The 18,560-nt window shown below is 38.4% G+C and carries 19 protein-coding genes and 1 pseudogene; 7 read left to right on the top strand and 13 right to left on the bottom strand.

What is annotated here, in order from left to right; genetic code table 11:
- Positions 1-165: 165 nt before the first annotated feature.
- The 3 genes from nrdH (at position 166) to nrdF (ending at position 3,721) form a co-directional block, all read left to right on the top strand.
- On the top strand, positions 166-390 hold the full coding sequence (gene nrdH / locus AB3I42_RS00345; RefSeq protein ID WP_010738447.1) for a glutaredoxin-like protein NrdH: 225 nt from the start codon (positions 166-168) through the stop codon (positions 388-390).
- Positions 391-536: 146 nt separating this feature from the next.
- On the top strand, positions 537-2,696 hold the full coding sequence (gene nrdE / locus AB3I42_RS00340) for a class 1b ribonucleoside-diphosphate reductase subunit alpha (RefSeq protein ID WP_010720067.1): 2,160 nt from the start codon (positions 537-539) through the stop codon (positions 2,694-2,696).
- Positions 2,697-2,752: 56 nt separating this feature from the next.
- Entirely contained in the window at positions 2,753-3,721 is a 969-nt protein-coding gene (gene nrdF, locus AB3I42_RS00335; RefSeq protein WP_010738448.1) for a class 1b ribonucleoside-diphosphate reductase subunit beta, read from the top strand.
- A gap of 95 nt (positions 3,722-3,816) precedes the next feature.
- On the opposite strand, the gene AB3I42_RS00330 is transcribed toward nrdF, so the two are convergent.
- The 6 genes from AB3I42_RS00330 to AB3I42_RS00305 are packed head-to-tail and all read right to left on the bottom strand — an operon-like array spanning position 3,817 to position 8,434.
- On the bottom strand, positions 3,817-4,194 hold the full coding sequence (locus tag AB3I42_RS00330; protein ID WP_368022187.1) for a sugar isomerase domain-containing protein: 378 nt from the start codon (positions 4,192-4,194) through the stop codon (positions 3,817-3,819).
- Positions 4,146-4,520, bottom strand: coding sequence for an SIS domain-containing protein (locus tag AB3I42_RS00325; RefSeq protein WP_228012198.1), 375 nt, complete (start codon positions 4,518-4,520; stop codon positions 4,146-4,148). Before AB3I42_RS00325 ends, AB3I42_RS00330 begins: the two co-directional genes overlap by 49 nt.
- 44 nt (positions 4,521-4,564) lie before the next feature.
- Positions 4,565-5,359 (bottom strand): PTS system mannose/fructose/sorbose family transporter subunit IID, encoded by a 795-nt coding sequence (locus AB3I42_RS00320; RefSeq protein WP_010720070.1) that lies wholly within the window; start codon positions 5,357-5,359, stop codon positions 4,565-4,567.
- Positions 5,343-6,152, bottom strand: coding sequence for a PTS sugar transporter subunit IIC (locus AB3I42_RS00315; RefSeq protein ID WP_010720071.1), 810 nt, complete (start codon positions 6,150-6,152; stop codon positions 5,343-5,345). Before AB3I42_RS00315 ends, AB3I42_RS00320 begins: the two co-directional genes overlap by 17 nt.
- Positions 6,153-6,161: 9 nt before the next feature.
- A complete protein-coding gene (locus AB3I42_RS00310) occupies positions 6,162-7,121 on the bottom strand; it encodes a PTS mannose/fructose/sorbose transporter subunit IIAB (protein ID WP_368022186.1) in 960 nt (319 codons plus the stop codon).
- On the bottom strand, positions 7,118-8,434 hold the full coding sequence (locus AB3I42_RS00305; protein WP_010738450.1) for an alpha-L-fucosidase: 1,317 nt from the start codon (positions 8,432-8,434) through the stop codon (positions 7,118-7,120). The genes AB3I42_RS00310 and AB3I42_RS00305 overlap by 4 nt, the downstream gene beginning before the upstream one ends.
- A gap of 188 nt (positions 8,435-8,622) precedes the next feature.
- Between AB3I42_RS00305 and AB3I42_RS00300 the strand changes: the two genes are divergently transcribed.
- The 4 genes and pseudogenes from AB3I42_RS00300 (at position 8,623) to AB3I42_RS00285 (ending at position 13,321) form a co-directional block, all read left to right on the top strand.
- The gene (locus tag AB3I42_RS00300; RefSeq protein ID WP_080292457.1) at positions 8,623-10,080 is read left to right on the top strand and encodes a rhamnulokinase family protein; all 1,458 of its coding nucleotides are present in this window, start codon (positions 8,623-8,625) and stop codon (positions 10,078-10,080) included.
- Positions 10,067-11,848, top strand: a pseudogene (locus AB3I42_RS00295) (L-fucose isomerase). The gene AB3I42_RS00300 and the pseudogene AB3I42_RS00295 overlap by 14 nt, the downstream one beginning before the upstream one ends.
- 21 nt (positions 11,849-11,869) lie before the next feature.
- Positions 11,870-12,508, top strand: a complete 639-nt coding sequence (locus AB3I42_RS00290; protein WP_368022185.1) for an L-fuculose-phosphate aldolase — start codon at positions 11,870-11,872, stop codon at positions 12,506-12,508.
- A 54-nt stretch (positions 12,509-12,562) separates the two neighbouring features.
- Positions 12,563-13,321, top strand: a complete 759-nt coding sequence (locus tag AB3I42_RS00285) for a DeoR/GlpR family DNA-binding transcription regulator (protein WP_010720077.1) — start codon at positions 12,563-12,565, stop codon at positions 13,319-13,321.
- 196 nt (positions 13,322-13,517) lie between these two features.
- Here the strand turns inward: AB3I42_RS00285 and alsE are convergent, their stop codons facing one another.
- The 7 genes from alsE to AB3I42_RS00250 form a co-directional block, all read right to left on the bottom strand.
- Positions 13,518-14,234: a D-allulose 6-phosphate 3-epimerase gene (alsE, locus tag AB3I42_RS00280; RefSeq protein WP_010720078.1), complete on the bottom strand. Its 717-nt coding sequence runs from the start codon at positions 14,232-14,234 to the stop codon at positions 13,518-13,520.
- A gap of 70 nt (positions 14,235-14,304) precedes the next feature.
- Positions 14,305-15,402 (bottom strand): PTS fructose transporter subunit IIC, encoded by a 1,098-nt coding sequence (locus AB3I42_RS00275; protein WP_010720079.1) that lies wholly within the window; start codon positions 15,400-15,402, stop codon positions 14,305-14,307.
- An 18-nt stretch (positions 15,403-15,420) separates the two neighbouring features.
- Positions 15,421-15,744, bottom strand: a complete 324-nt coding sequence (locus AB3I42_RS00270) for a PTS fructose transporter subunit IIB (protein ID WP_010720080.1) — start codon at positions 15,742-15,744, stop codon at positions 15,421-15,423.
- A 21-nt stretch (positions 15,745-15,765) separates the two neighbouring features.
- Entirely contained in the window at positions 15,766-16,218 is a 453-nt protein-coding gene (locus tag AB3I42_RS00265; RefSeq protein WP_010720081.1) for a PTS sugar transporter subunit IIA, read from the bottom strand.
- A 19-nt stretch (positions 16,219-16,237) separates the two neighbouring features.
- Positions 16,238-16,549, bottom strand: coding sequence for a PTS fructose transporter subunit IIB (locus AB3I42_RS00260; protein ID WP_081122936.1), 312 nt, complete (start codon positions 16,547-16,549; stop codon positions 16,238-16,240).
- Positions 16,546-16,986: a PTS sugar transporter subunit IIA gene (locus tag AB3I42_RS00255; RefSeq protein ID WP_010738455.1), complete on the bottom strand. Its 441-nt coding sequence runs from the start codon at positions 16,984-16,986 to the stop codon at positions 16,546-16,548. The genes AB3I42_RS00260 and AB3I42_RS00255 overlap by 4 nt, the downstream gene beginning before the upstream one ends.
- Entirely contained in the window at positions 16,976-18,460 is a 1,485-nt protein-coding gene (locus AB3I42_RS00250; RefSeq protein WP_368022184.1) for a transcription antiterminator, read from the bottom strand. The genes AB3I42_RS00255 and AB3I42_RS00250 overlap by 11 nt, the downstream gene beginning before the upstream one ends.
- Positions 18,461-18,560 lie beyond the last annotated feature (100 nt).

Raw genomic sequence — 18,560 nt, 5'->3', positions numbered from 1 at the left:
ATTTTTTCCCCTGTTACTTGTTTTCAGCTGTTTTTCAAAAACCACAAAACATAGTATTCCACAGTTTCCACAACACAAGATGTAGTGTTTGTTGTTTGACTTTTTTACCAATAGTTTTATACTATTCATTATAGATAAACAAGAGCTGTGGAGGAGGCAATACACATGAATGTCAAAATATTTTCTAAAAATAATTGTATGCAATGCAAGATGGTCAAACGCTTTTTAACTGACAACCAAATCGATTTTGAAGAAGTTAATATCGACGAACAACCAGATGCAATTGAATGGTTAAAAGCTCAAGGATTCCAAAGTGTTCCTGTCATTACGTCAGATGCACAAACGGTGATCGGGTTTCGACCAGATCAACTTCGCAAACTTGCTAGTTAGTCACCAGTCAATCGAAATGGAAAAGAACGTAGAATTGGATTTGATGGAATTGAGGCACTTGTTTTTGCCGTAAACTCCCCAAATCCTTTTTTACAGCACGAAACAATATTCACTATCAAAATATGGAATGAAGGTTGGGCGTACTTATGAGTCTTAAGCAGTTAAAAGATGTTAGTTACTTTAAATTAAACAATGAAATCAATCGACCAGTAAATGGTCAGATCCCGCTAAATAAAGATAAAGAAGCGCTAACCGCTTTTTTTGAAGAAAATGTCAAACCAAACACGATGACGTTTGCAACAGCAATGGATAAAATCAATTATTTGATTGAAAACGACTATTTAGAGTCAGAATTTATCCAACTGTACTCTGCTGAATTTATTGAATCACTTTATCAATTTTTAGCAGAACAACACTTTACCTTTAAATCATTTATGGCTGCCTACAAATTTTATTCACAATATGCGTTAAAAACGAATGATGGTACTGCTTATCTTGAATCTTATGAAGATCGAGTAGCTTTCAACGCACTTTATTTTGCTAATGGTGATGAACAATTAGCGTTGTCTTTAGCAGATGAAATGATCCACCAACGTTACCAACCTGCTACCCCTTCTTTCTTGAATGCCGGTCGGAAACGTCGTGGGGAACTCGTTTCTTGTTTCTTGACACAAGTAACTGATGATATGAACTCTATCGGTCGTTCGATCAACTCTGCTTTACAACTATCACGTATCGGTGGTGGTGTTGGGATCACTCTTTCAAACCTACGTGAAGCGGGGGCACCGATCAAAGGTTATGAAGGAGCAGCAAGTGGTGTTGTCCCTGTTATGAAATTATTTGAAGATAGTTTTAGCTATTCAAACCAATTAGGTCAACGTCAAGGTGCTGGTGTCGTTTATTTGAACGTCTTCCACCCAGATATCATTGCTTTTCTTTCTGCCAAGAAAGAAAATGCAGATGAAAAGATCCGAGTAAAGACACTTTCACTTGGTGTAATCGTTCCTGATAAATTTTACGAGTTAGCTCGTAAAAATGAAGAAATGTATCTTTTCAGTCCTTATAGTGTGGAAAAAGAATATGGCGTGCCATTTTCTTATGTCGACATCACTGCTGAGTATGATCATTTAGTAGCGAATCCTAATATTCGGAAACAAAAAATCAAAGCACGTGAACTTGAAAATGAAATTTCGAAATTACAACAAGAATCCGGTTATCCTTATATCATCAATATTGATACAGCTAATCGTGAAAATCCAGTTGACGGAAAGATCATCATGAGTAACTTGTGTTCGGAAATCCTACAAGTTCAAACACCTTCTGTTATCAATGGAAAACAAGAATATGAAGTATTAGGAACGGACATCTCATGTAATCTCGGTTCGACTAACATCGTTAACTTGATGGACAGCCCTGATTTTGGTCAGTCTGTGCGTACGATGACACGGGCATTGACTTACATCACAGATGCTTCCGATATCGATGTTGTCCCTCCAATCCAAAATGGAAACAAATTGAATCATACGATCGGACTAGGAGCAATGGGCTTACACACTTTCTTTGCGAAGGAACAAATGGCGTATGGCTCTGAAGAATCCTTAGATTTCACAAATATTTACTTTATGCTTTTAAATTACTGGACATTAGTTGAAAGTAATACGATTGCTCGTGAAAGAAAACAAGTCTTCCATAACTTTGAAAAATCTGCTTATGCAGATGGAAGCTATTTTGATAAATATGTTACTGGAGAATTCCAACCAAAATCTGATAAAGTAAAAGCTTTATTTGAAGGAATCTTTATTCCAACTGCTGAAGATTGGGAAAACTTAAAACAAGCGATCATGACCGATGGTTTATACCATCAAAATCGTCTAGCTGTAGCACCGAATGGTTCGATTTCTTATATCAATGACACTAGTGCAAGTATTCATCCGATTACACGCATGATCGAAGAGCGTCAAGAAAAGAAAATCGGGAAAATCTATTACCCAGCGCCTTATCTGTCAAATGAAACAATTCCTTACTATACTTCAGCTTATGACATGGACATGCGAAAAGTCATTGACATTTACGCAACTGCTCAACAACATGTAGATCAAGGAATGAGTTTAACCCTATTTATGCGTTCTGAAATCCCAGAAGGTCTATATGAATGGAAAACAACGACTAAACAAACAACACGTGATTTGAATATCTTACGTCACTACGCTTTCCATAAAGGAATCAAATCAATTTATTACGTTCGGACGTTTACTGATGACGCAGAAGAAATCGGCAGCAATCAATGTGAAAGTTGTGTCATCTAAAACAAGTAAGCAAAAAAAATGAACAGACAGGTAATTTAAATAAAGGAGCATTTCTCATGTCAGAAACTTACTATGAAGCAATAAACTGGAATGAAATTGAAGATATCATTGATAAATCTACGTGGGAGAAACTAACTGAACAATTTTGGTTAGATACCCGTATTCCTTTGTCTAATGATTTAGATGACTGGCGGACACTGTCACAGTTAGAAAAAGATACGGTTGGCCATGTCTTCGGTGGACTGACTTTACTCGATACTGTCCAATCAGAAAGCGGAATGGATCAGCTGCGTAAGGATGTTCGTACGCCGCATGAAGAGGCTGTATTGAACAATATCCAATTTATGGAATCGGTCCATGCAAAAAGTTATTCTTCCATTTTTAGTACATTGAATACAAAAAAAGAAATCGAAGAAATCTTTGAATGGACGAATACAAATCCTTATTTACAAAAAAAAGCGGAACGTATCAATGAAATCTACAAAAATGGCACAGCTTTAGAAAAGAAAATCGCTAGTGTGTTCTTAGAAACATTCTTATTTTATTCCGGCTTTTATACTCCTCTTTATTATTTAGGAAATAATAAGTTAGCGAATGTAGCAGAAATCATCAAATTGATTATTCGAGATGAATCTGTTCATGGGACTTACATTGGCTACAAATTCCAATTAGGTTACAATGAACTATCAGAAGAAGCACAAGAACAGCTAAAAGACTGGATGTATAATTTATTATATGAATTGTACGAAAATGAAGAACGTTATACCGAGGAACTGTATGATCCAATCGGTTGGACGGAAGAAGTAAAAACATTCTTGCGCTACAATGCCAATAAAGCATTGATGAACCTGGGAATGGATCCACTTTTTCCAGATACAGCGAATGATGTCAATCCAATCGTGATGAACGGTATCTCTACCGGTACCAGCAACCATGATTTCTTCTCACAAGTGGGAAATGGCTACCTCTTAGGGCATGTGGAAGCAATGCAAGATGACGATTATTTGATTGGTTTAGATGACTAAATAGGAAAAGAACGTTTAAGCGTTGGGTTGTCCCCACCTTAAACGTTCTTTTTTATGTGCTTTTTCTCAGTCAATCATTTGATATGTTCATGAAACTAAATATGGAAAATTCTCTCTGCATACTGGTCTTCGATTTTTAGGTTTCGTTCGTGTCCCCCATCGATATTCGCACTTAAATAAACTGGCGGTTCAAAACCTTGAGCAACCATTCGCTCAATGGCTTCTAACATCGTTTGTTGGAGTAACAATGTAGCCGCATATGTCGAAGTCCCGCAGACTTTGGTCTCTAATCCATCAACAGGTAATACCGCATCACCATAAACAGAGTGGTCATCTAAAACAACATCCGCAAATTCATACAATAACTTTCCACTTTCATTTCGTGAAGTGGATGCTTTAGAGGCAGCCAATGCCGTGACCACGATCAATTTATTTCCACGCTTTTTGATTTCCTCAGCCATTTCAATTGCCATGGGTTTTTCCCAGAATTAGAAATCAGGAAAAAGACATCATTGGGATGGATGGATACTTTGTGCATGAGCGTTCGTCCGACACCAGCATGTTGTTCGTACATGCCCCCCGCAGGATCTAAAATCAGTTTTGACGGTATCAATCCACCTGCACGCCCACTGATTTCTAGCGCTGCTGCATGGGAATGTCCGCTACCAAAAGCCTGCGTAATCCCACCGTTCATAATTCCATCGGCTACGATTTGGGCTGCTTTCGTTATATTTTCTGTTTCATACTTCTCTAATGTTTCAGTTAATTTTTTACATTCTTCAAAAAATGCGAGTGTCATAAGGCTCTCTCCTTTTTATGATTATTCCTCATTTAGTTAGAAAATCACATGATTCCGAATACTCTTAATAAGATCGATAACACCATGATCGCTAAAATCGCTCTTGTTGAATTAAAGTATTTTTTGCCTAACAACCAATAAATGACACCCACTAAAAGGGCTGGAATCATCATCGGCATGATCTGATCTAGTGTTTCTTGAAGGTTAAGTTCGACATCTCCCGTTTTAAAGGTCCAAGTAATTTGGGCATTGATCACCGATGGAATCATGGCACCAATCACCGTGACCCCTAATAAAGTAGCAGCATTGGTCAACGCATTCAAATGTCCGGACATACTAGTCACTAATTTCACGCCTTGAGTATAACCTATTCTTACAGAGAAAAATCGAAAGACTAAAATCGCCAGATTTACTAATACCCAAACAGCAACTCCGATCGCGTTTCCTTGTAGAGCTAAATAGGAAGCCACTGAACCAAAAACAGTTGGGAACAATACTCCAAAAATCGTATCCCCGACACCAGCAAATGAACCCATTAATCCAGTTTTCAAACTAGACACCGTATCTTTTGATTGTTTGCCTTCCGCTTCTTCAGTAGCGATATCGATTCCCAAAATAAAACCGCCCATATGTGGTGTTGTATTAAAAAATTGACTTTGCATGTTCATCATGGCAATCTTGGTTTCTTCATCGTCGCCGTAGAGTTTTTCGATGATCGGTAACATGGAGTACAAATAGCCCCCACCCATCATTCGCTCATAGTTCCAAGACAATTGGCTACCATACAACCAATTGATACTTACTTTATCTAGGTCTTTTTGATTAATCTTCGTACTCATCAGCACTTAATCCTCCTTTTCCATTTGCATCAGCTTGAGCCACTTGTGTCAGATTGTTTTGCTTTCCAATCAAATTCTTAAATTGTAAAATGGCTAAAGCCAATCCTAATAAAGCCACGCCAAACATAGGCATCTTTAAGTAAGCAACTGCCAAAAACCCAATCATCAAGTACGTAATGAAATTTTTAACTGGTAAAAATCTTAATAAAATGGCGATACCGACTGCTGGTAACATGCCTCCTGCAACTGCCAACCCGCCAGTCAACCATTCTGGAATTACATCTGAAACAATTTGAATCACTCGGTCACCAAAACTAAAGACGATAAAAATAGGAACGCCTCGTGATAATCCCCAACTCATTGCTCCCAACAAGTGATAAATTCTTATTTTTTTAGTATCAGCTAAACGAATATTTTTATCGATTCTCTTTTGAAAGAACACATTGCAAAAACGAGCAAAAATATCTAACTGGATCATCAACAATGCTACTGGTACAGCTAATCCGATACCAAATTCCACACCTCTTCCACTCGTAATCGCAAAAACAGTTCCCACGATCGAAGCGGTCATATAATCTGGGACACTTGCTCCTCCATAAGCTTGAATACCCAATCCCATTAATTGCAATGTCGCACCTACTGCCAATCCAGTGGTCAGATCCCCCATTACTAAACCTGTAATGGTACCTACGATCAGTGCTTGGTTAGCAATCACATTGATCCCTAGATTTTCGATGATGACATAAAATCCTAACAGTGATAATACGATGATTTGCCAAATTTCTATATTCATTCGTTCCCCCTACTTTCCGTAAAATTGTGAAAATCGTTTTTCTTCTTCCATTGGTACCATTTGTGCCGTCACAACTATTCCTGCTTTTTCCAACTCTAAAATCTTCGCAATTTCTGCTTCGGTTAAAAAGACGGATTTTTTGATTTGAAGGGTTCCTTCTCTCGAACTGGCATTGCCTAAATTAAATGATTCAATTGGTACACCCGCATCGATCAAATCAAAGATCGTTTGAATCTTTTTGGTAAGCAACATGATTTTTTGATCTTGATAAGTCCCTTCTTTTAACCGTTTCGCAGCGGTAACCGTTTTCAATATACTCAATTTGATACCACCTGGAACAGCAGCTTTTAAAGAGGCCTTAGCAATTGGATCATTGACCACTCCATCATCAACGATCATAACTCTTGTCGTTCCCATTTTCCCTAACCAAAGTGTCGCTACTTGACCATGGATCAACCGTTCATCCAATCGGACATGGCTGATCCCCAATTCACTCATTTTGTTGGAAACGGAAGCCACAACTGATGGCTCAGTCTCTGCTGTGTTCGATGGTAAATCCGCTGCGGTGCTTCCAAGGGACGTTTTAATCCCTTGAACACCGACGGTCGAAATGGTCTGAACGATTTCATTCAGCGAAGCCTTAGGATTAAAGCGTTCGCTATAAGCTTGAAGCAGCATCGGAATATTCAAACCAGAAACAATTTCGATTTTTCTGCTTCCTTCTTCTTTCAGCTGGTTCAGCTGATTAAAAGGTGTCCCACTCCATAGATCAACTAAACACAACAGTTCATCATCAACGGAATACTTCGCTAACACCTGTTCCACTTGGTGGCGAAACTCTTCTGGACTATTTTCAGGCATCAATACACACACATCTACCTGTTCTTGTTCTCCAAAGATCATGTCTCCCGTTTGCTTTACGCCTAAAGCGAACTCGCCATGGCTTGCAAGAATAATGCCGATACTCATTTTTCTTCCTCCTTTAGTGTTAATTCAATCACTGGGATCAATTCATTTGGTTCTTTAATCGGAATGTTTAGCATCAACATGCTCGGGTCAAGCGCCTCCTTCACATGAACTTCAGTAATCTCTTTGTATAAATTAGTTGTCGCTTTTCTTTCTCCTCCTAAATGCTTCGTATCGACAAAACGAATCTCGGAACCATCATTGAGTAGTTTTGCAAACTTCACTTTCCCACCTAATTCTGGTAATAAAATCGTTCGATAAGGCCAACTAAAAATGTGAAGATATAATTTATTTCCTTTTTGAGTGTATCGACAATCTTGAGGTGGTGTAAAACTAGATAACCCCGCACCGTAAATCGCTTTTCCATATTTTCGTAGCCATTGACCAACAGAACTTAAAATGCTATCGCTGTTGTCATCCCACTCTCCTCGTGCGTTTGGTCCAATATTCATCGTGAAATTCCCACCTTTGGAAACAGTATCCACTAGTTGTTTCGCTACCATTTCACTCGTTTTGAAATTAAGGTTATCCCGATCGTAACCCCAACTATTATTTAAGGTTTGAACGGTTTCCCATACCTCTTCTTCGTTGTCCATTGCCTTACTTCTAGCAAATTGTTCTGGGGTAAGTACACCACGATGTAAGTCTAACCGGTCATTAATCAAAATATTGGGTTGAATCTCATGGATCATTTTTTCTAATTCAACACTACCCCAATCTTGCGCCCCTTTACCGACCGAAGTCCCCCAATCTCTGCTTTTATAAGAAAAATCAAACCATAGATAGTCAATCGTACCGTAACTTGTCAATAATTCTCTGACTTGATTCGCCATAAATTGGCGATAATTTTCCATGTTGCCAGGATGTTGTTCGATATAGGTTGGATTATTTCTCATTGGATGATAGCCATCTACTAAGAAATCTGGATGATGCCAGTCTAATAGAGAATAATAAAGACCGATCTTGATTCCAACTTGACGAAATGCTTCAATCAATTCTCCTAACAAATCTCTCTGATATGGTGTTTTTCCTATATGATATTCTGTTTCTTTCGTATGCCATAAACAAAAGCCATCATGATGTTTTGCTGTAATAATGACATACTTAAAACCTGCTTCTTTGGCTTTTTGAGCCCATTCATGTGGATCTAATAAATCAGGATCGAATTGATCCAGATATTTTTGGTAATCTGCTACACTGATTTCTTCTAAAGTCTGGACCCATTCATGTCTTCCTGCCACTGAATACAATCCGAAATGAATAAATAAACCATATCGACTCTCAGAAAACCATTTTCGTTCACTATTTACACTCATTTTTTTCCTCCGTTAACATTTCTATTTGATTTAACCAAAGTATAACGAGCAATTTAAAACGTTTCCATAATTGAATAATTTGTTGACATTTATTCAAAAAATGATTCACGCGAAAATATGTAAGCGTTCTATTGTATGATTATAACCGAAGCAGATTTGCTATCCACTTAGAAAAGGAGGAAAAATCTATGAGTACGATCTTAGCCTTTGATTTAGGTGCTACCAGTGCGCGAGGTATCGTTTTTTCCTTAATGAATGGTCAAATCAAGGAAGAAAAAGTTTATCGTTTCACTGATTACCAAGTGATTGACCCCAACAAAGATGAAATCCATTGGAATATTGAGAAAATCATGACGAATATCAAGGAAATCATTACTTTAGCAACTACAGAATATGTCATTGAAAGTATCGGCATCGATACATGGGGCTGTGATTTTGGTTTGATAGATAAAAAAGGACAGCTAGTGCTACCACCACTTTGCTATCAAACTATGCTGAAAGAACCTAATTTACATTATGGTGGGGATTTACCAACTCACTTTCACGAACGTACAGGGATTCCAAATGCATCGATCAATACCAGTTCCCAACTACTCTACTTGAAAGAACATTATCCTGAGCAGCTAAATAAAGCAAGTACTCTTTTGATGATGCCTGATCTGATCCATTTTTTATTAACAGGTACGATCTTAACAGAATCTTCGATCGCCTCAACGAGTCAATTATTCGATATCGATAAACATCAATGGGCATCCGACCTTATTGAACAATTAGGGATTTCCCCTTCCTTGTTCTCAACGATCGTTCTTCCATATACAAAAATCGGTTTGATAAATCTAGCCGAAAAACAACTTCCGATTCATTCGGTGATGTCCCATGATACTGCTAGTGCGATCTTTGCTTTACCAACCAACGATCACTCTTGTTTCTTTTTATCCTCTGGCACCTGGTCTGTTCTAGGAGAAAAATCAGAAAGAGGAATTTTGGTCAATCACCCATTAGATACGAACTATTCTTATGAACAAGCCGGTGATGGAAAAATATTAAAACTCAAAAACATGTTAGGAATGTGGTTCATTGAGGAAGCTTTAGCGTTCAGCAATCAAACCCAGTCAATCACGATCCAACAGATCCAAGACATGCTACTTACTGCTGAGCCGATTCATTTTTTCTTTGATAACGAACATCCTGAATTTTTGAGTAAAGGTCAATTTGTAAAAAAATTGCAGCAATACGGAAACCAACATCATTTTTCATCAATTGAAGAGCCACAACAATTGTTTTTAGCCATCTATCAAAATCTAGCATTTAAATACGCTGAAACGTTCGATAAATTAGCAGGTTCCGCTCCTTTCACTAAGCTATATTTATTTGGTGGTGGGAGTAAATCACACTTTTTGACTCAACTAACAGCCAATTTAACGCAAACGACGATAGAGGTCTGCTATTCTGAAAATTCAGCTTTAGGTAATGCGTTAGCCCAATTTTTAGCGATCAAAGCAATCAAAAATAGAGAGGAATTGGTGACACTCGTCACAGAAAATTATCAACCAATTTCTTTTTTCCCAGAAGTTTCGACACCCTTTGAACAAACGTACATCAACTATAAACAATTTATGAGGAGGAATATCAATGAATTATCCTAAAATCGGCATTAGACCTACGATCGATGGCAGACAAGGAGGCGTCCGTGAATCATTAGAACAACAAACGCTGGACATGGCGCGTCGAGCAAAAGAATTGATCGAATCATCCCTTTATTACATGGACGGCACTCCAGTACAGTGCGTTTTACCAGAACAAACGATTGGCGGTTACGCCGATGCCAGCTTTGTTGACGATGATTTTGCCCGTCAAGATGTGGTCGCTACCTTAACGGTGACACCTTGCTGGTGCTATGGCACAGAAACGATCGATTTACGACCAGATACCTTTAAGGCGATTTGGGGATTTAATGGTACAGAACGACCAGGAGCTGTTTACTTAGCTGCCGCTATGAGTGGCTATGCGCAAAAAGGAATCCCTGCCTATAAGATCTATGGTGAACAAGTCCAAGATAGTGACGACAAGTCGATTCCAGCTGACGTCCAAGAAAAAATCTTACTCTTTGCACGTGCGAGTGTGGCGGCTGGGGAAATGAAAAACAAATCTTATGTGAACATTGGTACTTCTTCGATGGGAATTGCCGGTAGTCAAATCAATCAAACCTTTTTTGAAAAATATCTAGGAATGCAAGTTGAATATGTGGATATGACTGAAGTCTTACGTCGAATCGAACTAAATATCTTTGATCCGAAAGAATATGACACCATTAGAACTTGGATCAAACAATATTGTCAGGAAGGAATCGATATCAATGCAGGCAAGTCATTCCCTGAAGTCATTACAAAATCACGCTATATCGCTGAAGAAGATCAGTGGGACTTTATTGCCAAACAAACCCTAATCGTTCGTGATCTTTTATTTGGCAACCCTGAACTAGCAAAATTGGGTTGGCTGGAAGAAGCAAAAGGCAGAAATGCCATTGCTGGAGGGTTCCAAGGACAACGACAATAGACCGACTGGCTACCCAATGGTGATTTTATGGAATCTATTTTAACCAGTACTTTTGACTGGAACGGCCCTAAACAACCCGTCTCATTCGCTACTGAAAATGATACCTGTAACGCTGCTGCTATGTTATTTGGCTCTTTATTGACTAATAAAGCACCGATTTTTTCCGATGTCAGAACCTATTGGAGTGCGGAGTCAGTAGAAAGAATCACTGGGCACAAATTAACGGGTAAAGCACAACACGGCTTGATCCATCTACTGAATTCAGGTGCGAGTGCTTTAGATGGCAGTGGTGGAAGTATCGATCACGAAGGTAATCCAACGATGAAAGAATTTTGGAATATGACAAAAACCGATATCCAAGCCTGCTTAGAAAAAACAAAATGGTGTCGTGCTAATTATGAATACTTTAGAGGTGGTGGTTTCCCCAGTCAATACCATCTACAAGCAGAATTACCTTTAACGCTCATTCGTTTGAATATCGTTGAGGGTGTGGGACCAACTTTACAAGTAGCAGAGGGTTATTCCTGTGCATTACCTGATGAAGTCCATGACATCTTAAACGAACGAACCGATCAAACATGGCCAACACTCTGGTTTGCACCAAACTTAGGTGAAAAAGGCTTTGAAGATGTGTATACGATGATGAACCACTGGGGAAGCAACCATGGCGCTAGTGTCCACGGTCACGTAGGCGCAGAACTACTGACATTAGCCAGTATGCTTCGCATTCCCGTTTCACTTCACAACGTACCTAGTGAAAAAATCTTTAGACCCCACGCCTTTTCTGGTTTCGGAACAAAAGATTTAGAAGCAGCTGATTTCAATGCTTGCCAATCATTTGGCCCCTTTTATAAATAAGATGATGGAAGAAGGATTATGATGTATTCAATACAAAAACAAGAATTGATCGATTATGGAAATAAATTAATAGCAGATGGCTATACCTTAGGAACAGGCGGAAATTTAAGTACGTATATCCGACAAGATGAAGTGATGCTCATCACGCCTTCTGGAATCCCATTTGATAAAATCGAATTACCTGACATCGTGACTATGCGATTAGATGGAACGATCGTTCAAGGTCATCGTCGCCCTTCCAGTGAATGGCGAATGCACGGGATCATGTATGAAAAGCGGGAAGATCTAGACTATATCATCCATGGTCACACGATTTATTCCACTGCGCTAGCGGTCCTCAGACAACCATTGCCTGCATCACATTATATGATTGCTGTTGCCGGTAAGGATGTTCGTTGTGCAGACTATGCTTCATTTGGCACGGAAGAATTATCTCTAAATGCCTATGAAGCCATGAAAGATCGAAAAGCCGTTTTATTAGCAAATCATGGCGTTTTGACTGGTGGAAAGACAATGACTGAAGCCTTTGCCGTTTTAGAAGAATTAGAATATTGTTTAAAAGTCCATATCATAGCTTCAAGTGTTGGCAAACCAACCTTGATGTCCGAAGAAGAAATGGCAAATATGGCGATTCGTTTTAAAACATACGGACAAAAATAAGTTTCTTGTGGTACACTTTAGTCATGTTAGACCAGTGGTTAAGGAGGGATAGCCATGACTGAGTCACGAAAAGAACAAATCTTAACTTTGCTAAAAAAATATAAAAAATTAGATAACTCAGAACTGCAAAAACAGTTGTTTTGCTCTCCTTCGACTTTAAGGCGTGAATTAGTCGCACTTGAAAAAGATGGGATCATCCGTCGTTACCGTGGTGGTGTCGTTTTAGAAGTCGAACGAAATCACGTCATCTCAACAAATTATCGTGAAAATGTCATGGTTCAAGAAAAAGAAAAAATTGCGGAGATCGCTAGCACATTTATCGGACCAGGAATGAGTCTTTTTATTGACTCAAGTTCAACTGTGAAACAGCTGCTTCCCTATTTAGTTAAACTGTCAAATCTCGTTGTCATAACAAATGGCTTGAAAATCGCCTATGAGCTTTCCCAAGCTTGTACGGAAGATTCCAAAGTTTTTATGCTGGCGGGTGAAGTAATCAAGGATGCCGAGAGCGTTGTTGGGGACTATGGGAATTCTTTCTTAGACCTTTTTCAAATCGATTTATGTATTTTTAGTTCGACAGGAATTGATTTATCAGGGATCTATGAAGCTAATTTTGCTCAAGCCTTAGTGAAAAAGAAGGTAATGTCTAGAGGAGATAAAAGTTTGTTATTAGTCGACTATACAAAATTTGATAAAAAACATGCGTATAAATTTTCTGATTGGACCTCTTTTGAATACATCGTCACGGATCAACAACCAGCAGATGATTACTTACAACTTGCATTGAAACACGATACCGAATTTCTCTATTGATCGATCATTTTTGAGAGATCGTGACAGAGGTACCTAAACCTAAGTACGCAAAATAAACCAAAGAATCCAAAAAATAGATTTCCCTATTTTTGAAGTTCTTTGGTTTATTTTTTGTTTATATTCTCAGCATTCCTTACACGGGTATTGCAAGAAAAGCGTATTTATTCCCTAAAAGTAATTTTTGATTCTTGTATAGCTATAGACTGTACGCATTTATACTATTTGATTCGACTGTTTTTCCAGTCATCTCTTCAAAATCTTTTTTCATGATCTCCCAAGAAGTTTTGATATCCTCATCTAAGCCGAATAATCCGCTACGCCCAATAATATAAATATCTGGATTGGCTTGATCAATTCGCTTAAATGATTGACGGTTAGACGAACCATCCATTTCGATCAAATAATGATATCCTTTTTCTTGCCGTAATTGTCGTAATGCGGTGATTTTATCTAATGTACTTTCGATAAATCGTTGACCAGCAAATCCTGGATCAACTGTCATGATCGTTACTTTATCAACTAATTCGATATAAGGAAAAATCGTTTCAATTGGTGTTTCAGGGTTTAAGACTACTCCAGCTTTTAAGCCAGCATCATGGATTTGATCAATCAAACGAAAAGCTAAACCGTCAAGTAATTCAGCATGCATACAAATCCACTCACATTTTTGTTGGATTAGTTGATTTACCCAAAAACTTTGATCGCTGACCATTAAATGAGCAGACATAGGTAATTGACTGATTTTACGTACTTCATCGATGAACCATGGCGATAATGTAATGTTCGGAACGTAATGGCCGTCCATGATATCGATATGGTAAGAATCAACATGTTCATTCAAAAATTCGATTTGTTCTTTGAATTTATCTAAATCCATCGTCATTAAGGATGGTGAAAAAGCTACTTTGCTCATTGAAAAAACTCCTTTATTCTATAATTTATCTACACTATAGCGACACCTTTTAACTAATTTGCTTTATCGCTTAAAAGATTTGAATGTCATCTAAACGAATGTCTTCCTCTTCTTTTTCTGGGACTGTTGTGACTTCCTCACCAACATCTTTCTTAATGATGGCTAAAACAACCGCTGTCACGATCACATTGACTAAAATGGCGATAACGCCTGCCCAAGGACGTGACATCGTTGGGATCATTAAAACGCCTCCAAAAGGAACCGTTGCATCTGCACCTAAGATCATAGTAGTCGCACCACCAGCAAAGCCCCCGATTGCAGTTGCTACAACCCCACGAACAATATCATTCATCACTAGCGGGATGACCCCTTCAACGATATTGATCACACCCATAGGAACTGCTGACTTTAAGGTTTCCACTTCAACCTTTGTATAAATGTTTTTGCGGAAAAGTTTAGCTATGAAATAAGCCAAGCCAAAACCGATTGGTGTAGCGGTATTCACAAGTTGTAAAGCTGTAATAGGACCGTTCACGCCTTCTGCTTGCATTGTTAACACAAAAGCAAAAACCGTCTTGTTGATTGGTCCACCATAGTCAACACCGCTTAGTAAACCGATCACTCCCCCAAAGATCAACAAGGAAGAGTTTCCTAATCCATCCAAGAAGTTCGTTAGCAAAGAAGTGAATGCTGCGACTGGAGCTCCAATCACATAGACCATCACTAATCCACCAATAAATGAAGCAACAAAAGGAATAATCAATGTTGGCATCAAGCCTTTTGCCCAATTTGGTACTTTGAAATATTTTAAAATTGCTAAAACAAGATAACCAGCTAGATAACCACCTAATATTCCACCAATAAACCCTGCACCGATCGCATTAGCTGTTAAACCAATAATAAAGCCAGGAGCAATACCAGGTTTTCCAGCAATGGAGTAAGAGATCCCCGTAGCAATCACGACTGGTAATAAGCCTAAACCAGCACCACCCATCGTTGCTAAGGCATCAAAAAATGAAAATTCGCCTTGCACCAAAGTTCCTTGGCTCGTTCCACCAAATGCCATCCCAATCGCAATCAGAAATCCCGCACCACACACAATGGGAATTAAATAAGAGATGGCAGTTAACAAATGCCCTTTCAGATTCAGCTTCTTTATCTTTTCCATCAGTCTTCCTCCTTATTTTTATGAAATACTTTGCTGTACTAACACTTCTTGCGCTTTTTCAATCAATTTATTGGGTGATTTCACCGCAATCTCAGTTGGTACTTGGATGATTCTTTTCCCTTCAAAGCGTTCTCGACCACTGATTTTCACGTCAACTGCTAAGATTACCAAATCTGCTTCCTTGATTTGTTCGGGCGTTAATTCATTTTCGATCCCGATGGTTCCTTGAGTTTCTACGTGCATCTCATGTCCTGCTTTTTTTGCCGCATTTTCTAGTTTCTCTTGGGCAATATAGGTGTGGGCAATCCCCACGGTACAAGCTGCTACTCCAACGATTTTCATCTTTTTATCCTCCTTTGATTTTTAGCTGAATGCTGCGACCACTTCATCTGCATCTTTTGCTTGGATCAATTGCTCGATTACTTCATCATTCCCTAGTTTCCTAGCAAATAGCGAAAGTAACTTCAAGTGTTCTTGTGCCCCTTCATTATCATCCCCCACTGCAAATAAAATAATTCCTTTGACTCCCTTACCATCTAATGATTCCCAAGGGATCTCATTTTCTGTAACACCGATTGCCACACCAATTCTATCTACATAAGGACTTTTCCCATGAGGAATGGCAATATAATTGCCGATCCCAGTTTGTCCTTCTTCTTCTCGCGCATAGATATCTGCCATGAAGCCATCTACATCTGTAATATAATGATTTTGCAATAACACCGTTGCCAATTCTTTGAGTACTTCATCTTTCGTTTCCCCCACTAAATTGGTCTTAATATTATTTGGATCAATGATTTTTGCTACTTCTACCATCAAATTTCACTCCTATTCTTTACTGTTTTACGACTTCCATGGCTTTCTCAATCAACTTATTTGGTGATTTGATCGCAATTTCAGTCGGTACTTGGATGATCCGCTTTCCTTCAAACCGTTCTCGACCACTGATTTTTACATCCACTGCTAAGATCACCAAATCTGCTTCTTTGATTTGTGCAGGCGTTAGTTCATTCTCGATCCCGATGGTTCCTTGGGTTTCTACGTGTATCTCATGCCTTGCTTTTTTAGCTGCATTTTCTAATTTTTCTTGAGCAATGTAGGTGTGGGCAATCCCCACGGTACAAGCTGCTACTCCAATGATTTTCATTTGTCATTTCTCCTTTCGTTTCCATCGATTGTTTCCAGTCTTTTTCCTTCTTTTAAAGTTTTGATTACTTGTTCATCTGCTAGTAGGCGCATGAAGTTTGCTATTTGACGCTTGGTTTCGATTTTTTCTTGCGGTGCCAGAAATACCGCAAGAATCAACTCGACTTGTTGGATTGCTGGGTTCCAGTTCGCAATTCTTTGTTCTAATGGCAAAATAATGACTTTTGTTGCTTTGACTAATTGATTTTCAATATGAGGTAGAAGTACCCCTTCATCAATTTGAATATCTCCAGTTTCCTCGCGTTCCAACAACGCTTGTACGATTTGTTCTTTTTTTATTCCCATTTCTGAATCGACTTGCTGTGCTAGCCATTCATAGACTTCATTTCGTGAATGGAATACTGTGGGAGGAACATATTCGAGCCAATCATCTTTCATTGTATATTTCCTCAATCTTTCGTTGGATTCTTAACTGATCATCTGCTGTTAACATGCCGCTAACAAGTAATGTACGTGCAGGCAGCGGATCTTTGATTCCAATGGTGGTTAAAATCAATTCAATTCCGGGATTTTTTTCTAATGCTGATTGGTAATTCTTGGTGGCAATCACATCAACGACCGCCAGTTCAGGAAACTTCTTATTGATTTTTGCTCTTAATAATTCTGAAGTACCGATCCCTGTAGTACACATGATCAGTGTTTGAATCGGTAGTTGCTGTGTTTCCAACATCCGTGCAAAATATAATGTGATAAAACCGATTTCATCTTGATTGATCAAAGGCAGCTGATACTTTTTGCTAACATCTTTAGAAACAACTGATACATTTTTATAAATCTCTTCATAGGTCAATTGAATTTGTTCTAACAATCCGTTTTTGACATGGATATGATTTTTTAACCGATTGAGCATTGGTTTGATGTGATTTGCTAGATCAACAAAAATCGCTTCATTCGCCACCTTCAGATTGATTTTATCGCCCACCTCTTTCAGGTAATAAGAGGTAATTTCTGATACTTTATCTGGAAAAACCTGTTTCTTTTGCGTTGTTTTTTCCATCCGTGAGGATACCAGATATTGATACAAATAATAGACTTCGTTCATCGGTAAGCGAGTAACGAGATAACGTTCCACGTTTTGGATCACGATCATCGCCATCTCATAAATTGGACTTTCGTGGTCTAACGATTGAAGTTGCTCGGTAGATAACTCGATTTCTTTGATTTGGTAATTCGCCTTTCTGAAACGGCTGATCATGATGTACAGATGTGAAAAAATATTGACGTTATAAGGATAAGGGATTCCACCGCCTAATGTTTTTTCAATCAATTTCAATTGTTCTGATACAAACAACACATCGTAACGATTAAAATTCAACTCTTTTGTTCGATTGATTTCATCAATATCAAGAATATTCATCCGCCAGATGACTTCGGCGATCCCTCGCCGAATATTTGTTTCTGATCCTTGGATCGCAAGCGTGCGATTTTTACGGATCAGTTCAAGATCAAACTTTTTTATTTTCTTAGCTATCTGCTTTTCATCATTGGCAATAGCAGAATCACCAACATAATAATCTCTGAACAGCTCAGTGATTTTAAGTGCTTTAGGTGAAACCATCAGTAATTCTTCCATTACTCTATCTTGACGTTCAGCAGGCGATAGCTCTACAGAGGGTTTATTCAGTTCATTGGTTTGTTCGATAAACTTCCCATAATCTAATTTGTACCCCCGACCTTTTTCGGCTAGGATCAAGTGACCGTTAGGAAATTCAAGATTGATTTTCTTTATCAAACGGTAAATTGTTTTGGTCGAAGTTTCTAATAGAATGGCTAGTTCTTCTGAAGTCATATAATCTTTTTGTTTTGATAACAAAAGGATCAACTTATTTTCTCGATTCATCTGACTAGTCATGTTTCATCCCCCCTGTGTATCTTTATCATAAGACACATTATTTATTTTGTTTCACTGGACTTTGTCCATTGCAACAGACAATTTTGTATGCGTTTTCTTT

It is taken from the genome of Enterococcus sp. C53, assembly GCF_040887425.1.
In the GTDB taxonomy this organism is placed as follows: domain Bacteria; phylum Bacillota; class Bacilli; order Lactobacillales; family Enterococcaceae; genus Enterococcus_B; species Enterococcus_B hirae.
This window is presented reverse-complemented; position numbering and strand designations above follow the sequence as displayed.